At 44.6% G+C, this 19,015-nt stretch carries 22 protein-coding genes; 15 read left to right on the forward strand and 7 right to left on the reverse strand.

Translation table 11 applies throughout. The features are described from left to right. Both truC and H9L11_RS02755 read right to left on the reverse strand, forming a co-directional pair. Positions 1 to 783: a tRNA pseudouridine(65) synthase TruC gene (gene truC, locus H9L11_RS02750; RefSeq protein WP_017636036.1), complete on the reverse strand. Its 783-nt coding sequence runs from the start codon at positions 781 to 783 to the stop codon at positions 1 to 3. A gap of 4 nt (positions 784 to 787) precedes the next feature. Beyond that, complete coding sequence (locus H9L11_RS02755) at positions 788 to 1,102, reverse strand: YqcC family protein (RefSeq protein WP_005391784.1); 315 nt, start codon at positions 1,100 to 1,102, stop codon at positions 788 to 790. Between the two features lie 76 nt (positions 1,103 to 1,178). On the opposite strand from H9L11_RS02755, the gene H9L11_RS02760 reads away from it, so the two are divergent. Then, on the forward strand, positions 1,179 to 2,216 hold the full coding sequence (locus H9L11_RS02760) for a DUF3549 family protein (RefSeq protein ID WP_017636035.1): 1,038 nt from the start codon (positions 1,179 to 1,181) through the stop codon (positions 2,214 to 2,216). Between the two features lie 13 nt (positions 2,217 to 2,229). Beyond that, positions 2,230 to 2,529: a DUF3301 domain-containing protein gene (locus H9L11_RS02765; RefSeq protein WP_005380315.1), complete on the forward strand. Its 300-nt coding sequence runs from the start codon at positions 2,230 to 2,232 to the stop codon at positions 2,527 to 2,529. On the opposite strand, the gene H9L11_RS02770 is transcribed toward H9L11_RS02765, so the two are convergent. Continuing rightward, the gene (locus H9L11_RS02770; RefSeq protein WP_080996677.1) at positions 2,489 to 2,974 is read right to left on the reverse strand and encodes a GNAT family N-acetyltransferase; all 486 of its coding nucleotides are present in this window, start codon (positions 2,972 to 2,974) and stop codon (positions 2,489 to 2,491) included. The two genes, H9L11_RS02765 and H9L11_RS02770, sit on opposite strands and share 41 nt — an antisense overlap. A gap of 931 nt (positions 2,975 to 3,905) precedes the next feature. Between H9L11_RS02770 and H9L11_RS02775 the strand changes: the two genes are divergently transcribed. From H9L11_RS02775 to H9L11_RS02810, 8 genes are all read left to right on the forward strand, one after another. Continuing rightward, positions 3,906 to 4,199, forward strand: a complete 294-nt coding sequence (locus H9L11_RS02775; RefSeq protein ID WP_005385336.1) for a hypothetical protein — start codon at positions 3,906 to 3,908, stop codon at positions 4,197 to 4,199. Continuing rightward, a complete protein-coding gene (locus tag H9L11_RS02780; protein ID WP_005380310.1) occupies positions 4,196 to 4,645 on the forward strand; it encodes a YaiI/YqxD family protein in 450 nt (149 codons plus the stop codon). Before H9L11_RS02775 ends, H9L11_RS02780 begins: the two co-directional genes overlap by 4 nt. A 194-nt stretch (positions 4,646 to 4,839) precedes the next feature. After that, positions 4,840 to 5,829 carry a ketoacyl-ACP synthase III gene (locus tag H9L11_RS02785; protein WP_005385334.1) on the forward strand — a complete coding sequence of 330 codons (990 nt, stop codon included), beginning with the start codon at positions 4,840 to 4,842 and terminating at the stop codon, positions 5,827 to 5,829. Continuing rightward, entirely contained in the window at positions 5,826 to 6,812 is a 987-nt protein-coding gene (locus tag H9L11_RS02790) for an NAD(P)-dependent oxidoreductase (RefSeq protein ID WP_042521405.1), read from the forward strand. The genes H9L11_RS02785 and H9L11_RS02790 overlap by 4 nt, the downstream gene beginning before the upstream one ends. Then, positions 6,781 to 7,644, forward strand: coding sequence for an MBL fold metallo-hydrolase (locus H9L11_RS02795; protein ID WP_017820759.1), 864 nt, complete (start codon positions 6,781 to 6,783; stop codon positions 7,642 to 7,644). The genes H9L11_RS02790 and H9L11_RS02795 overlap by 32 nt, the downstream gene beginning before the upstream one ends. Continuing rightward, positions 7,632 to 8,900, forward strand: coding sequence for a F390 synthetase-related protein (locus tag H9L11_RS02800; protein WP_205390980.1), 1,269 nt, complete (start codon positions 7,632 to 7,634; stop codon positions 8,898 to 8,900). The genes H9L11_RS02795 and H9L11_RS02800 overlap by 13 nt, the downstream gene beginning before the upstream one ends. Further along, positions 8,888 to 10,000 carry an ATP-grasp domain-containing protein gene (locus H9L11_RS02805; protein ID WP_033905524.1) on the forward strand — a complete coding sequence of 371 codons (1,113 nt, stop codon included), beginning with the start codon at positions 8,888 to 8,890 and terminating at the stop codon, positions 9,998 to 10,000. Before H9L11_RS02800 ends, H9L11_RS02805 begins: the two co-directional genes overlap by 13 nt. Beyond that, positions 9,997 to 11,070 (forward strand): hypothetical protein, encoded by a 1,074-nt coding sequence (locus tag H9L11_RS02810; RefSeq protein ID WP_033905525.1) that lies wholly within the window; start codon positions 9,997 to 9,999, stop codon positions 11,068 to 11,070. The genes H9L11_RS02805 and H9L11_RS02810 overlap by 4 nt, the downstream gene beginning before the upstream one ends. Before the next feature lie 106 nt (positions 11,071 to 11,176). Here H9L11_RS02810 and H9L11_RS02815 read toward each other — a convergent pair whose 3' ends face one another. From H9L11_RS02815 to H9L11_RS02825, 3 genes are all read right to left on the reverse strand, one after another. After that, positions 11,177 to 12,763, reverse strand: coding sequence for an AbgT family transporter (locus H9L11_RS02815; RefSeq protein ID WP_005380301.1), 1,587 nt, complete (start codon positions 12,761 to 12,763; stop codon positions 11,177 to 11,179). A gap of 229 nt (positions 12,764 to 12,992) precedes the next feature. Further along, complete coding sequence (gene ykgO, locus H9L11_RS02820; RefSeq protein ID WP_005380299.1) at positions 12,993 to 13,118, reverse strand: type B 50S ribosomal protein L36; 126 nt, start codon at positions 13,116 to 13,118, stop codon at positions 12,993 to 12,995. Between the two features lie 3 nt (positions 13,119 to 13,121). After that, positions 13,122 to 13,382 (reverse strand): type B 50S ribosomal protein L31, encoded by a 261-nt coding sequence (locus H9L11_RS02825; protein WP_005380295.1) that lies wholly within the window; start codon positions 13,380 to 13,382, stop codon positions 13,122 to 13,124. A 123-nt stretch (positions 13,383 to 13,505) separates the two neighbouring features. Here H9L11_RS02825 and tsaA point away from each other — a divergent pair, with 123 nt between their 5' ends. From tsaA to H9L11_RS02850, 5 genes are all read left to right on the forward strand, one after another. Then, positions 13,506 to 14,201 (forward strand): tRNA (N6-threonylcarbamoyladenosine(37)-N6)-methyltransferase TrmO, encoded by a 696-nt coding sequence (gene tsaA / locus H9L11_RS02830; protein ID WP_025768239.1) that lies wholly within the window; start codon positions 13,506 to 13,508, stop codon positions 14,199 to 14,201. A 111-nt stretch (positions 14,202 to 14,312) separates the two neighbouring features. Then, positions 14,313 to 16,028: a proline--tRNA ligase gene (locus H9L11_RS02835; RefSeq protein WP_042521401.1), complete on the forward strand. Its 1,716-nt coding sequence runs from the start codon at positions 14,313 to 14,315 to the stop codon at positions 16,026 to 16,028. 178 nt (positions 16,029 to 16,206) lie between these two features. After that, a complete protein-coding gene (locus H9L11_RS02840; protein ID WP_033905528.1) occupies positions 16,207 to 16,875 on the forward strand; it encodes a tellurite resistance TerB family protein in 669 nt (222 codons plus the stop codon). A 111-nt stretch (positions 16,876 to 16,986) separates the two neighbouring features. After that, the gene (locus H9L11_RS02845) at positions 16,987 to 17,196 is read left to right on the forward strand and encodes a YaeP family protein (protein ID WP_033905529.1); all 210 of its coding nucleotides are present in this window, start codon (positions 16,987 to 16,989) and stop codon (positions 17,194 to 17,196) included. Then, on the forward strand, positions 17,193 to 17,384 hold the full coding sequence (locus H9L11_RS02850; RefSeq protein WP_033905530.1) for a DUF4250 domain-containing protein: 192 nt from the start codon (positions 17,193 to 17,195) through the stop codon (positions 17,382 to 17,384). Before H9L11_RS02845 ends, H9L11_RS02850 begins: the two co-directional genes overlap by 4 nt. A 104-nt stretch (positions 17,385 to 17,488) precedes the next feature. On the opposite strand, the gene H9L11_RS02855 is transcribed toward H9L11_RS02850, so the two are convergent. Further along, positions 17,489 to 18,853, reverse strand: a complete 1,365-nt coding sequence (locus tag H9L11_RS02855; RefSeq protein ID WP_033905531.1) for a sodium-dependent transporter — start codon at positions 18,851 to 18,853, stop codon at positions 17,489 to 17,491. Between the last annotated feature and the right edge of the window lie 162 nt (positions 18,854 to 19,015).

The following is a 19,015-nucleotide window of genomic DNA, read 5'->3' on the forward strand; positions in this document are numbered from 1 at the left end:
TTATCTAGATCTAACTGCGCCGATTATCGGTTCATCCCACTCAAATCGAGTAAACAATTGCTGCCAAGTTTCATCAAGATTGGCCGTCATGACAATCTCTTGATCGGTAAATGGATGGACAAACCGTAACTCTGAAGCATGCAGTAGCAAACGATGAGAATCAAACTCTGTGCGATACAGCTTGTTGTGCTTTCCATCCCCGTGCGTTGTATCACCCACGATCGGATGGCGTAGATGTGCCATATGACGACGAAGTTGGTGCTTACGCCCCGTTTTAGGTTTCATCTCAACTAAGCAATAACGCGTTGTAGGAAATTTACCCGTCGAATAGGGAACCTCCACTTTAGCCAACGGCTTATATTCCGTCACCGCTTCTTGCGCTTCTTTTTCTTGTGAAGCGAACTTATCCGCAATCTTGTCTAACTCGACTTTGAGCGCGTAATCCAAGACGCCCTCTTCCTCAATCCAACCGCGTACTACTGCGTGGTATGTCTTTTCCATTTTATGTTCAGCAAACATCGGCATGACTTGTGATGCGACTTCACTCGACAACGCAAACACGAGCACACCAGATGTTGGACGATCCAGACGATGCAATGGGAACACATGCTGACCAATTTGGTCGCGCAAAGTTTGCATGACAAACTGAGTTTCGTGTTTATCTAACCAACTGCGATGCACTAACATGCCTGCAGGCTTGTTGACCGCTACAAAATATTCATCCTGATAAACGATCTCCAGCTCAACTGGTTCTGAAGATCGCGCTATTTCTTGTTCTAGCATTCGTTTACTTACACAGTTCGTCAATGGTTCGGATTGTAACAAGCAGCTCTGCGAACTGCGGTTCCTGCTTCCACGCTTCTGAAAAATAGGGCTCGAGAGAAAACCCTCTTGGCAATGGTTGGTTGTTTTCCACTAGCACGTGCATTCTGTCTATAAAGATCCACTGCAACCACTCATGAGGATGCAATGTATCAATCGCAAATGGCTCCACGCTTTGTAAGGCTTGCTCTGAAGGCCTAGTGTGTTGCCACAACTTATGTTCTTTAAGCTGCGTTTCAAGTTGGTGAAGTAAGTCGACCAATTGAGTATTTGTTACCATTAATTCTATCTCGAACCTTGAATTAGCCGAGAATGATACCATTTCTTGTGAAAAGAACGTTAGGACGTCGTATTTAATGGAAAACATTCAAACCCTCACTCAACTGTTGAACAACAGCCGCTGTGATTATCAAATCTTCGATCTTGGTCGTCGTATCAAAACCATCGCTAAGAAAGAGTTTGCCGATGTAGAAAAAGGTCAAGCACCGTACCCATTCCCAATGCAGCGTAAAGCACACCTTGCCATCGCTTATTGGAATGAACAAAAGCAGCCTTGGATTTGGTTTCTAAAGTTTGAATTGGACGAGCGCGGTTTGTTAAAGCAATCAGATATCGGCAATTTCATTAAATACGTAGTGGAAGCCATGGGAACACGCCTCAATGGTGATATCTCTGAAGAGCAACAGCAAAAGCTGTCTAATAACCCATATACGTTCAAACCTTCCGAAGACAAAATGGCCGTGTTTCATAGCCAGGTCCGCGCGAACCTCGATCTTCCTACCAGCCAATATTATGAGCACACTCAGCATTACTTTTCAGGTGGTTTAGGCTGGGATAATTGGCAAACCGTAGGTCTGCAAGGGATCACCGACATGGCCGCTCGTTTGGACAAAGAGCAAAACGGGGTAATGATACGCAAAGCGTTGAACCACCTACCAAATGAGCCACTTTATGCCCTATTAGGTGCGCTTGAGCATGTAGAGCTTCAAGAGCGTTTAGCAGAACGTATTGCGGAAAAGGCACAGCAAGAAATCGCAAGTAGCGAACCTGATCTCTTCCTACTTTCAGCACTTATCCGAGCCCTTGCTGGTGCACCAACAGAAGTCGCCTCTCCAGTATTAGATGCGATATTGCATAGCCCTCGTTTAAGCCATCAGGAGGTTTTGATTGGTGTGGCGGGTCGCGCTTGGCACTTACTCGCCAATGAAAAGGTAGCAGAACAGTTTTTGCTGCGTTTAGCTCAAACCGGTAATCAAGCCCTATTTAATCAGTTATTTGCCGATTTAGTGATGCTGCCAGAGTTAAGAATGGTGTTATTGCCTTTGCTGCATTCAAACCCATCAGAGGAACTAGCAAATGCGCTAGTAAGCTTACAACAAGCAACAAAAAGCTAAGAAAGGTTCAGGAATGATTGGTGATCTTTTAGCAATTTTAGGGCTCTGCTTTTTCTGTTACCTGTTTTGGCAACAGCGTCGCCAAGCCGAACTCGCAAAAGCGGCCATCACGCGTAAATGTGAGCAATTGGATCTCCAATTAATCAGCATCGCCTTTGGTGCCCATAAACTAAAAACGCCAGACGGAGTCTGGCGTTGGCATACGGTGTATCAATTTGAGTTTTCATCTCTTGGTGACGATTGCTACCAAGGAGAGTTAACCATGGTCGGCTTCAGGCCGCAGAACTTTCACCTACCACCGCATCGCTTGTAAATTCCATTTCAAAGTAAGGACCATATATATCCTTACTTTCTTTTGTTTTAACAAATCCCAGCTTTTTCAGTACCGCCATAGAAGCTTGATGATTGCTATTCACGTTAGCTTTCACCTTATTCAAGCCCAACTCATGGCACGCTTTGGGGAAAAATGCTTTTAGTGCTTCTGTTGCTAACCCTTTACCCCAATATGATTTATCAAAAATAAACCCTAATTCAGGTTCGGAATCGAGATTAGCAATAAACACGTGCCCCATATAGTCACGACTGGTGCTCTCTAGCACTGCCATACTATAAATGTTCTCATCATCCAGTATTTTCTCAAACATCTGTTTGGCAGACGCAACTGTATACGGACCATTCAATTCAGCACGGTTTTTCGCACAGCAATTCAGCATGACGAATTCTAGTTGCAACGACTCATTGTAGGGTAGAAGAAGCATTCTTCTGGTTACTATGGCCACATCTGTTCCTTGATTACAACAAACTTAATCTATCCGCAGATCACAAACTCGATGAGCTGAACATGCTCAATGATTGCGGGCATAACACCTTGTAGAGAAGCCGAAAGTTAAACCAACTGGTTGGAAAGGATATTGATCTGAGTTGTTTTTTATTAAGTGTTATTAGGAATTTATATATTTTGTGATATTGATATCCCCAAGCAACATCGAGATGCTTAATTCAATGAGAACACTGGATATCGTTTTTATATAAGAAAGACCCCGACACATAAGTATCGGGGTCATGGTCTTACTCGCAGCAGTCCGGCTACTAAAAGTGCTCCATGCATCATCCATAATAGTGGCTGATTCCGTCAGCTTATTCCTTACGTCGCCGTCCTAGCGGTGTCCTTATCATCCTGACTGCTAACATTCCTCGTTAGCACACGTCACTTGTTCCTTGAGCGGTGTCCCTTGCATCTTCCTGATGCTGTCCATAACCTCGATCCTAGAGGGTCCATTGTCTATCCTTAGTCATCAACATCCTATTGATGATCGTATCCTTACAATGTCCTACGCTCCATGCTTGATTAATCATCCTGACCAACCAAATCGTCTTCCTGACGATAACCAAATCCTTGGTGCTTTCCTGTTCCATGTCTGCTTCCTGCTGACAACTCTCAATTTACGCCTTTTCCAAAAATAGACAATCTATCCAAGATAAATATTTGGCTCTCACATTGGTTAACAAGTTGTTAAATCATTATTTATCATAAACTTAAGCTCTTTATCTTCTCTTTTCCCGCTTACGAAATCGTTTTCTCTCACAACCTATGTAAGAGATCTCTCACACTACACTCTCCAAAATGCCATTCGCCAAATTAGCGCACTCAACGTATGATGATAGATATATCGTTGTTAAGGATTAAAAATGTTAACTCAAGACGTTACTAAAGAATTAGAAGCGGTAATGGAACAACTGCAACAACAAGGAAAAGAACCAACCGTAGCGTTAGTGAAAGCACGCTTGAAAACGCCCGTCCCAATGCCTGCATTAATCACCGCAATAAAAAGTTGGAAAAGTGCTCAGCGTGTTCCCAAGGTTGAAGTCGCAGCACAAGCGCACACCGATAATGATCGTCTTGCAGCGCTAGAAAGCACGGTGAAAAAATTAGTGGCTCGTATTGAAGAGCTAGAAGCCAAGCTAAATGAGAAATCATCATGAAGTTATGGGTAGATGCAGACGCGTGTCCAAAAGTTATTCGCGAAACCATTGTGCGTGCCGCCGAGCGTACGGGGATTGAATGTACGTTTGTCGCTAACCACGTTGTCCCTGTGCCGAAAAGAGACAACATCCATTCGCTACAAGTCCCTGCGGGATTTGACATCGCAGACAACGAAATCGTCAAGCGTGTAGAAGCCAACGATTTGGTGATCACGTCAGATATTCCGCTTGCAGATGAGGTTATCTCTAAAGGCGCTCAAGCCCTCAGTTCTCGTGGCGAGCTCTATACAAAAGACACCATCAAAGCTCGCCTAAATATCCGCGACTTTATGGAAACCATGCGTTCAAGCGGAATTCAGACAGGTGGGCCCGCCGCGCTTTCTCAAACCGATCGACGCGAATTTGCAAACCATTTGGATCGTATTTTGGCGAAATTTAAGAAGTAACCCTCACTCTATTCAAATTGAGCCAGCAAATAAAAGCCTGGCTCATTCCTGAAAATTCATTCTCAGCATTGCACCCAAAGCGTGCTCTTACTCCCATTTGTTTTGTTCTGTTTATTTTTCATCTCGCTCACCATAGCTTCAATATGCAACGTGGTTTATTTTGAACGACGTTTTTAATAAGTGTAGAGAGAATAATGGGCTTTAACATCGTTTCCAGTGGAAGCTACCTGCCAACGAATCAATGGTCTGATCGAGAGATGGATCACTTCCTAAAATTAGCGCCAGGGACCTGCCGAAATAAATTCGACGTTGAATATCGTCATGTAGCCAATACAAAAGAGACCGCTATTTACATGGCGGTGCAGGCAATAGAGCAGTGTTTAGGAAACACACATACCTTAAGCTCCGTTGATCTCCTTATCTACGCTAGCGGTACACACCACCAGTCTCTACCCTACGACGCTTCAGCGGTTCTCGCCGCGTTAGACGCTCCAACATGGCTAGAAAGCTTTGATTTGAACAGCACCTGTTTATCCTTTCTCTCTGCGCTTGATCTTGCTCAGAGTCTATTCTTAGCAAAACGGTACCGTCGGATTCTTATTGTCACCAGCGAACTCGCCACTGGCATCACACTGAATCGAAATTTTACGCTCAAACCAGAAGTTGCAACCTTATTCGCGGACGGTGCCGCCGCATTTTTGCTCGAAGAACACAACGATGATGGATTGCTCACCAGTCACTTTGAAACGCATCATACCGGGTATTCATTTTGTCAAATTAAGGGCGGAGGTAGTCATATCAATCCGCATACCTCCGAGCATCAAGCCTATTTAAAAAGTTGCCAGTTTGAGATGGAGGGCAAAGCACTCTTTAAACATGTGCGTAAAGCCTTACCAGCGTTTCTAAAAAAAGGGTTTGACGCCTCTCCGGTAACACTCGGCGATATTGATTATTTTCTTCCTCATCAAGCCAGCGCGCATGGATTAAAAAAACTGCCTTCACTCACCGGGCTACCAACAGAGAAAACCGTTAATCACTTTTCGACTTTGGGAAACCAAGTCGCCGCCTCACTCCCAATTAACTTACACTGGCTGCGTAATCAGCCAGAAACCGCAGGAAAACATGTGTTATTAGCTGGCACCGCCGCAGGGTTGTCGCTAGGGATGGGAGTGCTAAAACTATGAAGATATTGGTCACTGGTGGCAGCGGGATGTTGGGTAGCGCAATTCTGAGAATGTTTCACCAGCAGCATGAACTGCATTTTATAGCACGAAATACAGTCATCGCTAAACAACTCGCCGAGCAATTCGATGTTATCCCCCATATAGTCGATTTAAGAGACCACTCAGCAGTTCATGCGGTATGCCAAGGTATGGATGCAGTCATCCATTGTGCCGCTCTCTCAAGCCCATGGGGAAAGTGGCAGGCGTTTTATCAAGCCAATGTAGATGCCACCAAAAACCTCGTCAATGCGGCTAATACGCATCAAATCTCGCGTTTTATCCATATTTCGTCCACCAGCGTCTACTTTGACCATCAAGACCGTTGGAATATTCGAGAAACCGACGCCATAGCTTCATACTGGTGTAATGATTACGCACACACAAAATACCTATCGGAAATTGAAGCCGTAAAAGGCCAAAGCAAAGCGATCATTTTAAGACCGCGTGGCATTTTTGGACCCAATGATCGCGCGATTATCCCAAGAGTGCTTAAGGCGATAAAAAACAACACTCTGCTTCTGCCATCGGGTAGAAATCCTGTGGTTGATCTGACCTATGTAGACAACGTTGCCCATGCAGCGATGCTCGCTTGCACTCAGGCAGGCCAACTTCAGCATGGTGATGTGTTCAACATTTCCAACAACGAACCAATGCCAATTGAGACTGTTCTGCAAGCTTTATGTGAGGGGTTAAACCTAAAAGTAACGTTACAATCATTACCATACGGTGTGGTATCACCATTATTAAAGCTCAGTGAGCAAATACGAAGGCACTTACCACATCAGCCAGAACCAAGGCTCACCTCATACAGCGCAGGATTGTTTAACTATCATCAAACTCTGGATATCAGCAAGGCGAAACAAACACTGAATTACCAACCGCTTTTTTCAATTCAAGAAGGAATACAGCAGTATGCAAACTGGTCTAAAAATAAAAATCTTTGAGGCTGGACACTGCGTACACCCAGGCTTTGTTGTCAAACCAGGTTCTGGTATCAAGCCTAGAGCATTTCCGGCAGCCGTTGCGTTAATTCAGCACCCAACACAAGGCAACATCCTGTTTGACACGGGATATCACGAGCATTTTTTTAGCGCGACTCGCCCCTTCCCTGAACGTTTTTATGCTTGGACAACACCTTGTCGCTATAAAAAAGAACACGGAATTGTTGCGCAGTTAGCAAAAGAAAGTCTCAAACCTCATGATATTGAACACTTAGTACTTTCCCACTTCCATGCTGATCACATTGCTGCCGTGTCTGAGTTTTCCCACTCTCAATTGCATTGCCAACAAAAAGGGGTGGATGCAATTACTAAAAGTGGTCGAATTGGAGGCGTAAGAAAAGGATACCTAAAAGCTCTACTTCCTCCACAACTTGAATCTAACTTATTCATTCATAGTGACTTTTCTGTATCAATCAGCCAAATTCTTCCTCAGTGCCAAGGTGTTAATTTGCTCTGTAAAGACATGTTCGACGATGGATTTATTTATATGGTTAGCTTGCCAGGCCATGCAGCTGGCCAAGTGGGCTTGCTGGTTAAAAGAGACCAAGGTTGGCTGTTCTTACTCGCCGATGCATGCTGGTTAATCGAGAGCTTGAGTGAAAATATCGATCAACATTGGCTGGCGAACATGCTTTGCGATGATACAAAAGCCTATAAAAACACCCTCTCCGAGTTGAGAAGTTGCTACCAACAAACCCACCACTTTGTTCGCTTCGTGCCTTCACATTGTCAGGAAACTATCCAGCAGCTAATCAAAGAAGGATGGATGAAGTGAGAACGCTTATCTCAGAATTCTGGCGAACCCGCTACCGCCCCTTCGGCTCAAGGGAACAAGTCGAAACATGGCAGCAACAACACTTAACGCAACACTTGGATTGGGTATGCCGTCATTCACCGTATTACCGCTCACTTCAAGGTGCACCACTCAGTGATTTCCCTATCATGAATAAGCAAACCATGATGGAGAACCTCTCGGAGTTGAGTACGAAAGGCTTAGATGCTGAACAGCTAATGCAACAAGCACTCGACGCAGAACAGTCACGCAACTTCGCCGCTTCGAAAGTTGGCGATGTTACTGTTGGGCTTTCTTCGGGCACATCAGGCATGCGCGGGTTGTTTCTTGCTGACAAACAGGAAACACAACTATGGGCTGGCAATATATTGGCTCGCCTGTTGCCCAACCTATGGCAAAAACACCGAATTGCTCTAGCCTTGCGCGCCAACAGCCCACTGTATAAATCCGTCGCGAAAGGGCCTGTAACATTTTTTTATGCCGATTTATCCAAACCTTACCAAGAATGGATAAAAGAGCTGGATGAGTTCCAACCCACGCTTTTGGTTGGTAGTGCGCAAGCTCTTCAGCTCTGCGCCCAGTTCAGCGGTCAATTTGGTCAACCCGCAATTCAACCACAGCGGATCATTTCTGGTGCAGAAGTCCTAACCGAGAGTGACCGTCACTTTATTTCTCAACGGTTCGACAGCGAACTCCATGAAGTCTATCAATGTACTGAAGGTTTTCTTGCATGTACGGATCAGCATGGACAAATGCGCTGGAATCAAGATGTTGTTTACATCGAAAAACATTGGCTGAATACCGAACGTACTCATTACAGCCCAATCATTACCGATTTTCGTCGTAAAACTCAGCCAATTATTCGTTATCAGCTCGACGATATTATTGAGAATAAACAGGATAATGGCGTATTTGAACCTCTTGGCGCAATTGCCGGACGATGTGGTGATCGCCTCACGCTAAACGCAAACCACGTCCCAGTGACGGTGTTACCAGATCTCATCTACCGCGCTATAACACTATCCGCCCAAAGTCGCGTGGATTACCGAATCACCCAAACAGGGTCACAAACCATTCAAATTGAAGCGGATGTTCACCACCATCGGGTTATACATCAAGCCTTGATAAAGTTGTTTGACCAATTGCGGCTTGATCCTGTCAGATTTAGTTACCGCCCTGCGCCTATTTGGACGCCAATGAATAAACAACGACGTGTGGTGAACATATGCGGGTCTTAATCACCGGAGCCCGATCACCAGTTGCACTAGAGTGGGCAACCATGTGTATGCATCATGGACATGACGTAACTCTCACCGATTCGCTAAAAAAACCTCTAGGATCGTTTTTGCGAGGCATCGAGTCTTATATCCCCACCGCTTCGCCTCGATTTGCGTTTCCCACCTATCAACAACAGATCCTAAAAATCATTACTCAGATGCGTATTGATATAGTGATACCCACTTGTGAAGAAGTGTATTACTTGGCTCATGTTGCCAAACAATGCCCAGAAGTAGATTTTTTTCTGCCCAATGTGGGACTACTCAATGCCCTGCACAACAAGTTGACCGTCTTTGAACAGCTTCAAAGTTTGCCAGAAATCACACTTCCAAAAACTCGTTTGGTCGCTGATAAAAGTGAGATTGAAATTAATAAGAGAACCGTTCTAAAGCCCGTTTACTCTCGGTTTGGCGGGCAAGTCATAAGAGATGTGACGACTCAGTCTATTTCTGCCGCCACGATATCGCCCCTTTACCCTTGGGTTCAGCAACAAAAAATCCATGGGACTCCGGTGTGTAACTATGCCATTTTTGAACATGGTGACCTTAAAGCACACCAAGCTTATGTGCCGAAATACTGTGTAAACGGCTCGGCCGCCAGTGCTTTTCAGCCGATCTCGTGCGAACGACTAGATACATTTATCGCAGCTTTTGGTAAACGTCATACTTATCATGGGCAAGTGTCGTTTGACTTCATCAAATCACAAGATGAACTCTACGTGATTGAATGTAACCCAAGAGCCACCAGTGGTTTGCACCTACTCTCGTCTCGATGCAACCAACTGCTTCCTAATATGGAGTTTACCAGTCCTTCCAAGCAGCGATTGCATCATTTAGGTCCAATAACACTCATCGCTGAAGGCGGGTTATCCCTGTTCAAGGCTCGAACTTGGCAAGATTGGTGGTCTGGAGTGAATGTGATGCAACAGCATAACTTACCGGTCGGGAGCCAAATCCGGAGTATGTTTGAATTACTCCGGTTAGCTAGGCAGAACAAGACGAAGTGGAGCGACGCTTCTACCGTTGATATTGAGTGGAATGGAGAGGCATTGAACTCATGACACTTTCCTCTCAAGAATGGCATCAAACCTTTATCACTCTTATGCAGTCAAATCCTATTGATGAATGCACAGCAAGCTTTGGTTGCTACTATATCGATGATGTTGCCATTCCTTACTCCGTAACACCACAAATACCAAACAACTGTTATGCAGTCTCCCCTATGACACTGCTTAGTGGCTACGCCGAAGAAGAGCTTCACAAAGTCAAAAATGTGGCTGTTCGATGGGTATGTAAGTTACTTATTAATATGACTAAACCAATCTTATCATTGGCTGGATTGGATCAAGTCCAAACGCTCAACAATCAGTGCTTGTCCACCAATATGTATAGCGAACAATGGGCAGCCTTAAATCTCGATGAACTGCGTCGCGTCGCACTCGATCAATACCCCACCTTTCCCTTGGTGCTTCGCTCCCTCAACCAGCGTCAGCATTCACACTTAATTCAGCGATTGAAGCAGCCAAAATGGCAAAGCTTGGTAACACGACAAGTGTATTTACTTGATGATTGGCAAGCGTTCAGCTTCAACCGAGATTTAACGAAAGACTTCAAACTGCTTAATGATAAAGATTGGCAGTTTAGGCCACTGACCACTGATGAAGAGTTTCAGCGTGCCAAAGAGTTATATGACATGCTTTACCTTGATAAATACAGCCTCAATAACATCCAGTTTTCAACCCAATATTTAAAACAGGCGAGCCAGAACAAATTAGTAAAGTTAGTGGGACTGTTTTATCAAGAAGAGATGCTGGCTACGTTAGGCATTGTAGAAATTGATAATGATATGACTTGCCCAATTTTTGGCTACGATACCAATAAGCCACAACGCCTCGCATTGTATCGTCGAATATCGGCCTATACCATCCGCCACGCAATGATATTCCAGCGTCGTTTTAATATGAGCTCAGGTGCTCCGGCTTTTAAACGCAACAGAAAAGCCCGGCCAGAAATTGAATTTAGCTATGTTTATATTGCGCACTTACCTTGGTACAAACGCATAATTTGGAAAAGCTTATGCTGGCTCACTCAGCACTTTTATCGCCCTTTGTTGATGCGTTTTCAGCTATAAACCGACATCTATAATCAGGTAAGCCTGCGTACACAGTCTCAATCGATAAAAAAGCCTGCGACGTTCGCAGGCTTTTTATAATGGAGCTGTGTGAGGTAACCGTTTTCTACGGTGTGTAGTATGTTGCTGCGCCAGGGCCTACTGGTAAACCAAATACGAATACCCATAGGTAGAAGAGCACACTCCAACCTACTATGAAGCAGATTGAGTAAGGTAGCATGGTCGCGATCAGCGTACCGATACCTAAGTTCTTCATGTAACGAGTCGCTACGGCAAGAATCAGACCAAAGTAGCTCATCATTGGAGTAATGATGTTTGTCGTCGAGTCACCAATTCGGTAAGCAGCCTGAATCGTTTCCGGTGCATAACCAACAAGCATCAACATAGGAACAAAAATCGGAGCCGTTACTGCCCACTGTGCCGATGCCGAACCAATCATTAGGTTGATAAAGCCACACATCAGGATGAAGGCAAAGAACAACATTGGACCAGTTAAGCCAATTTCTTGCAGGAAGCTAGCGCCAGCAACCGCGAATACCTGACCGAAGTTAGTCCATTTAAAGAAAGCAACGAACTGAGCCGCAAAGAAAACTAATACAATGTACATGCCCATAGAAGACATAGATTTCGCCATTGCATCAATTACATCGCGATCCGTCTTCATCGTGCCAACAACTTTACCAAACACAAAGCCTGGAATAGCAAAGAACACAAAGATGAATGCCACGATACTTTTCAGGAATGGTGAACCTGCAATTGTACCTGCATCAGAACGTAGAATGCCGTCTTCTGGAACAACCGTCCAAGCAAGCAGCGCTGAAACAACCAGTACAGCAACACCTGCTAGTTTTAGGCCTTTCTTCTCAATGTCTGTTAAGCCACCCATTTTGTCGTTCGACAAATCTTCTGAAGCTTCTTCTTCACTGTATTTGCCAAGCTTTGGCTCAACAATTTTTTCAGTAACAAACGCACCTGTGATTGCAATGAAGAATGTCGACACAAACATGAAGTACCAGTTAACTTCTGGACCAACAGTGTAAGTTGGGTCGATCATTTGCGCCGCCGTTTCAGTAATGCCTGACAACAGCGGGTCAACCGTACCAATAAGTAGGTTTGCTGAGTAACCACCAGATACACCAGCGAACGCCGCAGCAAGACCGGCAAGTGGGTGACGACCTAAAGAATGGAACAGCATTGCAGCCAGTGGAATAAGTACCACATAGCCAAGCTCTGATGCCGTATTTGAAATGATACCCGCGAAAACGACCGTCACTGTTACCATGCGTTGAGATGCACCCATTACTAAGCCACGCATTGCTGCAGATAGCAAGCCTGAGTATTCAGCAATAGCAACACCCAACATCGCAACCAATACCGTACCCAAAGGTGCAAAGCCGACAAAGTTTTTCACTAGATTGGTAACGATTAGTTCAAGGCCATCAGCGTTAAGCAAGCTAACGACATGAATCATGCCATCCGCGGCACGACCTTTTGCACCCTCAGGACGAGGATCAACTACGGAAACTTCGAAGTATCCTGCAATACCCGACATCACCAGAATGGCTAAACAGAAAATGGCAAATAGTGTGATCGGGTGGGGTAATAAGTTCCCCAAATATTCGACAGTATCCAAAAAGCGCGTAAACAGCGGCTTCTTAGGCGAGTTTTGTTTAATTGAATCAGATGAACTCATCTGTTCCCTCCTTGTTTTTATTCCTATGCAAATGTGACAAAAATGTCAAAAAGCGTGCGAAGGGTACTTGAGTAGAAGGTCAAATAAAAGCCCTAAATGTTACAAACTGTGACAAACAGAGGCATTTATAACCAACATTGAATAAAAATGTAGATATTTCATCCATGTAAGATAATTAACTCAACATTATCAATTAAACAAAACCATAAGTTAGATATATGCAGGTTGATTACTTTTGCACAGCTTTGAATCTCGGGTTCGTTTTACAAATGACATAAAGACGCCCTCTCCGTTTTACAATCTGGCAATCCGGATGACGACTTTTTGCACTTTTTAATGATTTTACTACCTTCATGATTTATTCCTTTTCGCTCTTAAATTGACCAAAACGACGGTTGAAGTTCGCAATGCGACCTTCGGTTTGTACAACGCGCTGTTTACCGGTGTAGTACGGGTGAGAAGCTGACGACACATCTAACGTAAAGTAAGGGTAAGTTTTGCCATCTTTCCATTCTATGGTTCTCTCCGTTTTCAACGTAGAACCAACGACAAAGTACTTATCTACACTGGTGTCGTGGAACACCACAGGACGATATTCAGGGTGGATTCCTGGTTTCATAATACTTTTCCTTTTAATTTAATTGTTATGTTATAACATTTTAATTAATAATCATTATCAACAAGAAAAGCAAGAGAAATTTGTGATACTTTTCATCTCAATGAATTCTTAAAGATGTCCACCATGTATTCCATCGAACCCATCGGCGTCATTGAGACACCGTACAAAGAAAAGTTTGCAGTTCCGCGCCAACCACGCTTAGTACCAGAGGCTAAAGCACGCGTAAAACTGTTAGGTGCAGCAAATAGCCCTGAAGCAGTGCGTGGGCTAGAACAGTTCTCTCACGTTTGGTTGTTGTTTCTATTTGATCAGAATCTGGAAGCTGGTTGGAAACCAACTGTACGTCCGCCACGATTAGGCGGCAATGAACGAATTGGTGTCTTTGCCTCGCGCTCGACTTTCCGTCCAAACGGAATCGGAATGTCAGCCGTTGAAGTGAAAGGAGTCACTAAGCAAGGCGATCAAATCTATCTTGATTTAGGCAGTGTAGATCTCGTGGATGGGACACCGATTGTGGATATTAAGCCTTATATTCCCTATTCGGATTCTATTTCGGAAGCACAAGGCGGATACGCAGACCAAGAACCAGAAAAGTCACAAGTCACCTTTTCTGCTCAAGCATTAGCAACGATAGAAAATCGACCCGATACTGACTATGTAAGATCAGTCATTGAACAAGTTCTGGCACAAGATCCTCGCCCTGCATATAAGAAAAACAAGCCGGACGACAAAGAATATGCGGTAAATTTGTTCGACTTGAACGTAAAGTTCACAGCAACAAGCAACTTAATAACGGTTACCGCTATTGAAAGCTTTTGACAAACGCAATTGGCTGATATTATAGACGGCTAACAAATTTCCCTTTAGGGAACTCCCATACTCCTGCTTATTCAAGCTTGAGTATCTAACTTAAATAAACGGATAAATTTAATGCGTACCAGTAATTATCTTCTTTCTACTCTGAAGGAGACTCCAAACGACGCAGAAGTAGTGAGCCACCAGCTCATGCTACGTGCAGGTATGATCCGTAAGCTGGCTTCAGGTTTATACACCTGGCTACCTACTGGTCTACGTGTACTGCGTAAAGTCGAAAACATCGTTCGTCAAGAAATCGACAATGCAGGCGCAGTCGAAACTTTGATGCCCGTTGTTCAGCCGTTTGAACTATGGGAAGAGACAGGCCGCAGCGAAAAGATGGGTCCTGAGCTACTTCGCTTTACTGACCGTCATGTTCGTCCGTTTGTACTTAGCCCAACCGCTGAAGAAGTGATCACTAGCCTTGTTCGCAATGAAGTGAGCTCTTACAAACAGCTTCCGCTAAACCTGTACCAAATCCAAACCAAATTCCGTGACGAACGTCGTCCACGCTTCGGTGTAATGCGTTCACGTGAATTCTCAATGATGGATGCGTACAGCTTTGACATTGATAAAGACGGCCTACAAAAGTCATACGACGCAATGCACGATGCTTACTGTAAAGCATTCGATCGCATGGGTCTGGATTACCGTCCTGTACTTGCAGATAGCGGTGCTATCGGTGGTAGCGGCTCTCAAGAGTTCCACGTACTGGCTGAAAGCGGCGAAGATATCATCGCATTTTCTAGCGAGTCAGATTACGCGGCAAACATTGAAAAAGCAGAAGCACTAGCTCCAGCCTCTGAGGCTGCGGCACCAACACAAGAAATGACGTTGGTTGATACGCCAAACGCGAAAACAATCGCTGAATTGGTTGAGCAGTTCGAACTACCAATTGAAAAAACAGTGAAAACACTGTTTGTGAAAGCATCTGACGAAGTTGATGCGCCAATCATCGCGCTTATTATTCGTGGTGATCATGAACTGAACGAAGTGAAAGCAGAAAACCTTCCTCAGGTTGCAGCTCCACTGGAAATGGCACCTGAAGAAGAAATTCGTGCGCTTATCGGTGCAGGCCCAGGGTCACTTGGCCCTGTTGGCCTTAAACTGCCGTTCATTGTTGACCGCAGCGTTGCGGTAATGAGCGACTTCGGTGCGGGCGCGAACATCGATGGCAAACACTACTTCGGTATTAACTGGGGTCGTGATGTAGAGCTTGGCCAAGTTGAAGACCTACGTAACGTTGTGGAAGGTGACCCAAGCCCATGTGGCAAGGGCATTATCCAGCTTAAGCGTGGTATCGAAGTTGGCCATATCTTCCAACTAGGTAACGCTTACTCCGCAGCGATGAACTGTGGTGTACTGGGTCCTGATGGTAAGAACGTCATCCTAGAAATGGGTTGTTACGGTATCGGTATCACTCGCGTAGTAGCGGCTGCTATTGAACAAAACCACGACAAATACGGCATCATCTGGCCAGATGCAATCGCACCATTCCAGGTAGCGATCGTTCCAATGAACATGCACAAGTCAGAAGAAGTGAAAGAAGCCGCTGAGAAATTGTACGCTGAGCTAACAGCAATGGGCATCGAAGTGCTATTTGACGACCGTAAAGAACGCCCAGGCGTAATGTTCTCTGACATGGAGCTTATTGGTGTACCGCATACCATTATTATCGGTGACCGCTCAATGAAAGAAGGCAACTTCGAATACAAGAACCGTGCTACTGGTGAGAAAACAGCAGTCGCAATGACTGACATTGTTGAGCACGTAAAAGCTCAACTAAAGTAAGCACTAGACGAGTTCGCATTTGAAGTAGTTTCAAATAGTTAAAAAGGGTTGGCTTCGGTCAGCCCTTTTTATTACAGCTCAACATCCTCCCTCCACCTTTTTCGAACTATTCACTTTGTTAATCTTTGGTTCAGCTTCTTGCTATTAAACTGATTTCATCATCTAAAGGAGGTCAGTTATGGATTTAAAAAGTCTTCTAAACCAAGCACTCAAATCAGACTTACTTAAGCAAGGTGCAGATGCATTGGGCAAACAAACCAACAACATCAAATCCTCATCAAATTCAAGTAGTCTAAAAACGCTAGGAGCAGGTGCTGTAGGCGGAGGCCTCATCGGTATGCTGATGGGCTCAAAGAAAAGTAAAAAAATGACTAAAAAAATAGGGTCAAACGCATTAAAAGTCGGTGGCGCAGCTGCGCTTGGAGCCTTGGCCTACAAAGTGTATAACGACTGGCAAGCCAAGCAATCCGGTCAAGGTGTTCAAGAAACCTTTGACCCCGATGACAGTAAACACAGTGTCTTAATTTTAAAAGCAATGATTGGATCTGCAAAAGCTGATGGTCACGTTGATGAAGAGGAAATGGCGCGCATTGAACAAGCTCTCGCGGATATGGGCGCAGATGAGCACGTTCGTCACCTCGTTCAGCAAGAGTTAAACAAACCGCTTGATCCTGCTGAAATTGCTAATCAGGCGACCTCTCCTCAACAAGCGTCAGAAATTTACCTAGCGTCTTTGATCGTCGCTGATGAACAAAACTTTATGGAAAAAGCGTATCTGCAAGAACTAGCAAAACAACTTCAACTTTCACCAGAAGTCACTCAGAAGTTAGAAGCACAAATGCAGTGATTAAATCTCGCTCAAGCAAACCTTCAACTTGAGCCAAAACAACTCTGTACTTTGAGTTTCAAATCCGCTGTGTGTATATTGAGATAAGTTATCATTTAGTGGAAAGAAAACATGCAAGTATACGGCTGTTGTGAACTGGTTCGTGAGCTTTATGCTCAGATTGGTAGTGGCGATCAAGCTTATATTCCCCAAGCAATTTCATGTGCAGTTAAAGCACTGAACGATGTTGCAGCGGATGAATCGCTACCAAAAGAAGTGCGTGAAAAAGCGGCATTTGCTGCGGCAAACCTACTGATTTCAGATTTTGAGGATAAGTCATGAATCTAACGAACTTTGAATCCATGGACCCTGTCATGCTGATGAGCATTGTGAATATGAAGCTACGCGATGACTTCGGAGGTGATCTGGACAAACTGGTGGCTTTCTTCGATATCGAGCGCACAGCACTGGAGACAAAACTGGCTTCTGCTGGTTTTGACTTTCTTCCAGAAGCAGGACAATTCCGTTAATCCACACCATGCTTGGCGGATAACCGAAACGAGAATAACCAATATGAAAAAGGGCTTGATGAGTTACCATCAAGCCCTTTTCTTTTATTCGATAGGCGTCTCGGTTAGCCAAATGAAGCCCAGATGACTGTCGCCACAAGAATTGGACATACAAACTTCACATACGCAGGCCATAACTTACCAAACCAACCTTGCGTAAACTCCGGGCAACCTTGCTCAAGCTCTTTGATTTTTGAGTTGCGATTCCATACCCAACCACCAAATAAGCAGAATAAGAGCGCAGCGGTTGGTTGTAGATACTGAGTAGCAACCGTCGCGACCATACCAAACAGAGCGCCAAAGTTATAAACAATCACCACACTGAACAAGGCAATGAGACCACCTAAAACCCAGCTCGTTGCGCTGCGCTTAGTATTGAAGCGCTCACTCACTAAAGCCACTGGACACTCTAACATTGAAATGGAGGACGTTAGCGCCGCAATCGTCAGCAATAAGAAGAACACAATAGAGAACAATTGACCAAGCAAACCTAAGCTATCAAACATCAATGGCAATACGGTAAATACCAACGTATCAGAGCTTAATAGAGAGCCATCTTCTGCATAGATCTGAACGCCTTTTTGCATTGCCACAAACATCGCTGGCATCACCACTAATCCTGCAATGAAAGCAACGGCAGTATCTACCATGGTCACGTTCATCGCCATCTTTGGTAGGTTCTCTTTCTTACTCAAGTAAGAGCCATAAATCAGCATTGAACAGCCACCGATCGTAAGCGAGAAGAAGCCCTGTCCCATTGCAGCAAGAATCAACTTGCGGTCCCATACCTTTTCAAAATCCGGCACTAGGTAATGTTTCAGACCTTCCATCGCACCGTTTTGCGTCATGATGTAAGCAAATAGCAGAGCAAACAGAACAAACAATGCTGGCATCAAACGTGTGGACCACTTCTCAATACCTTGTTTTACGCCACCTTGTACGATGAGAATCGTCAGTACATAAAAAGTAATGGTTCCGAACAAGTTACGTTCAACACTAAAGCCCTTTAGCCATTGAGTTGCAGCTTCTAACCCCATTAGATCTGTGATTGCACCCAGTAAAAAGCAGATCAACCAACCACCAACAATTGAATAAAACGCTAAGACAGCGCTTGGTACGCTTAAACCAATCCAACCCACAATGCCGCCGAGTTTTTTACCGGTAGGGTTATCTGTGATTGCACGCATACTGTCTACAGGGTTGGCTTGACCATGGCGACCAATCGCCATTTCAACCACCAGCATCGGAAATGCGACGATAAGAATCATCACCAAATAAACTAACAGGAAAGCACCGCCACCATTACTGGCTGCTTGAGTTGGGAAGCCCCAAATATTGCCAAGGCCAACTGCGGCACCTGCGGCAGCTAAGATGAACCCGAGACGAGAGCCAAAATGCTCGCGAGGCTGAGAAGAGGTTTGCTGTGTCATACTACTCACACAAAAATATCATTGAACTAGCTAACTAGTACACTATAGCAATATTCACTATTCAACAAGAGCACCTCGGTTAAATCCTCGACAGTTGAAACAATTTGTAGTCATTCAGCTTGTAAATTTTAACGTACATCTCATATTCATCGCTCAAAAGCC

The sequence above is a fragment of the Vibrio sp. sp1 genome, assembly GCF_016920955.1.
GTDB classification, from domain to species: domain Bacteria; phylum Pseudomonadota; class Gammaproteobacteria; order Enterobacterales; family Vibrionaceae; genus Vibrio; species Vibrio alginolyticus.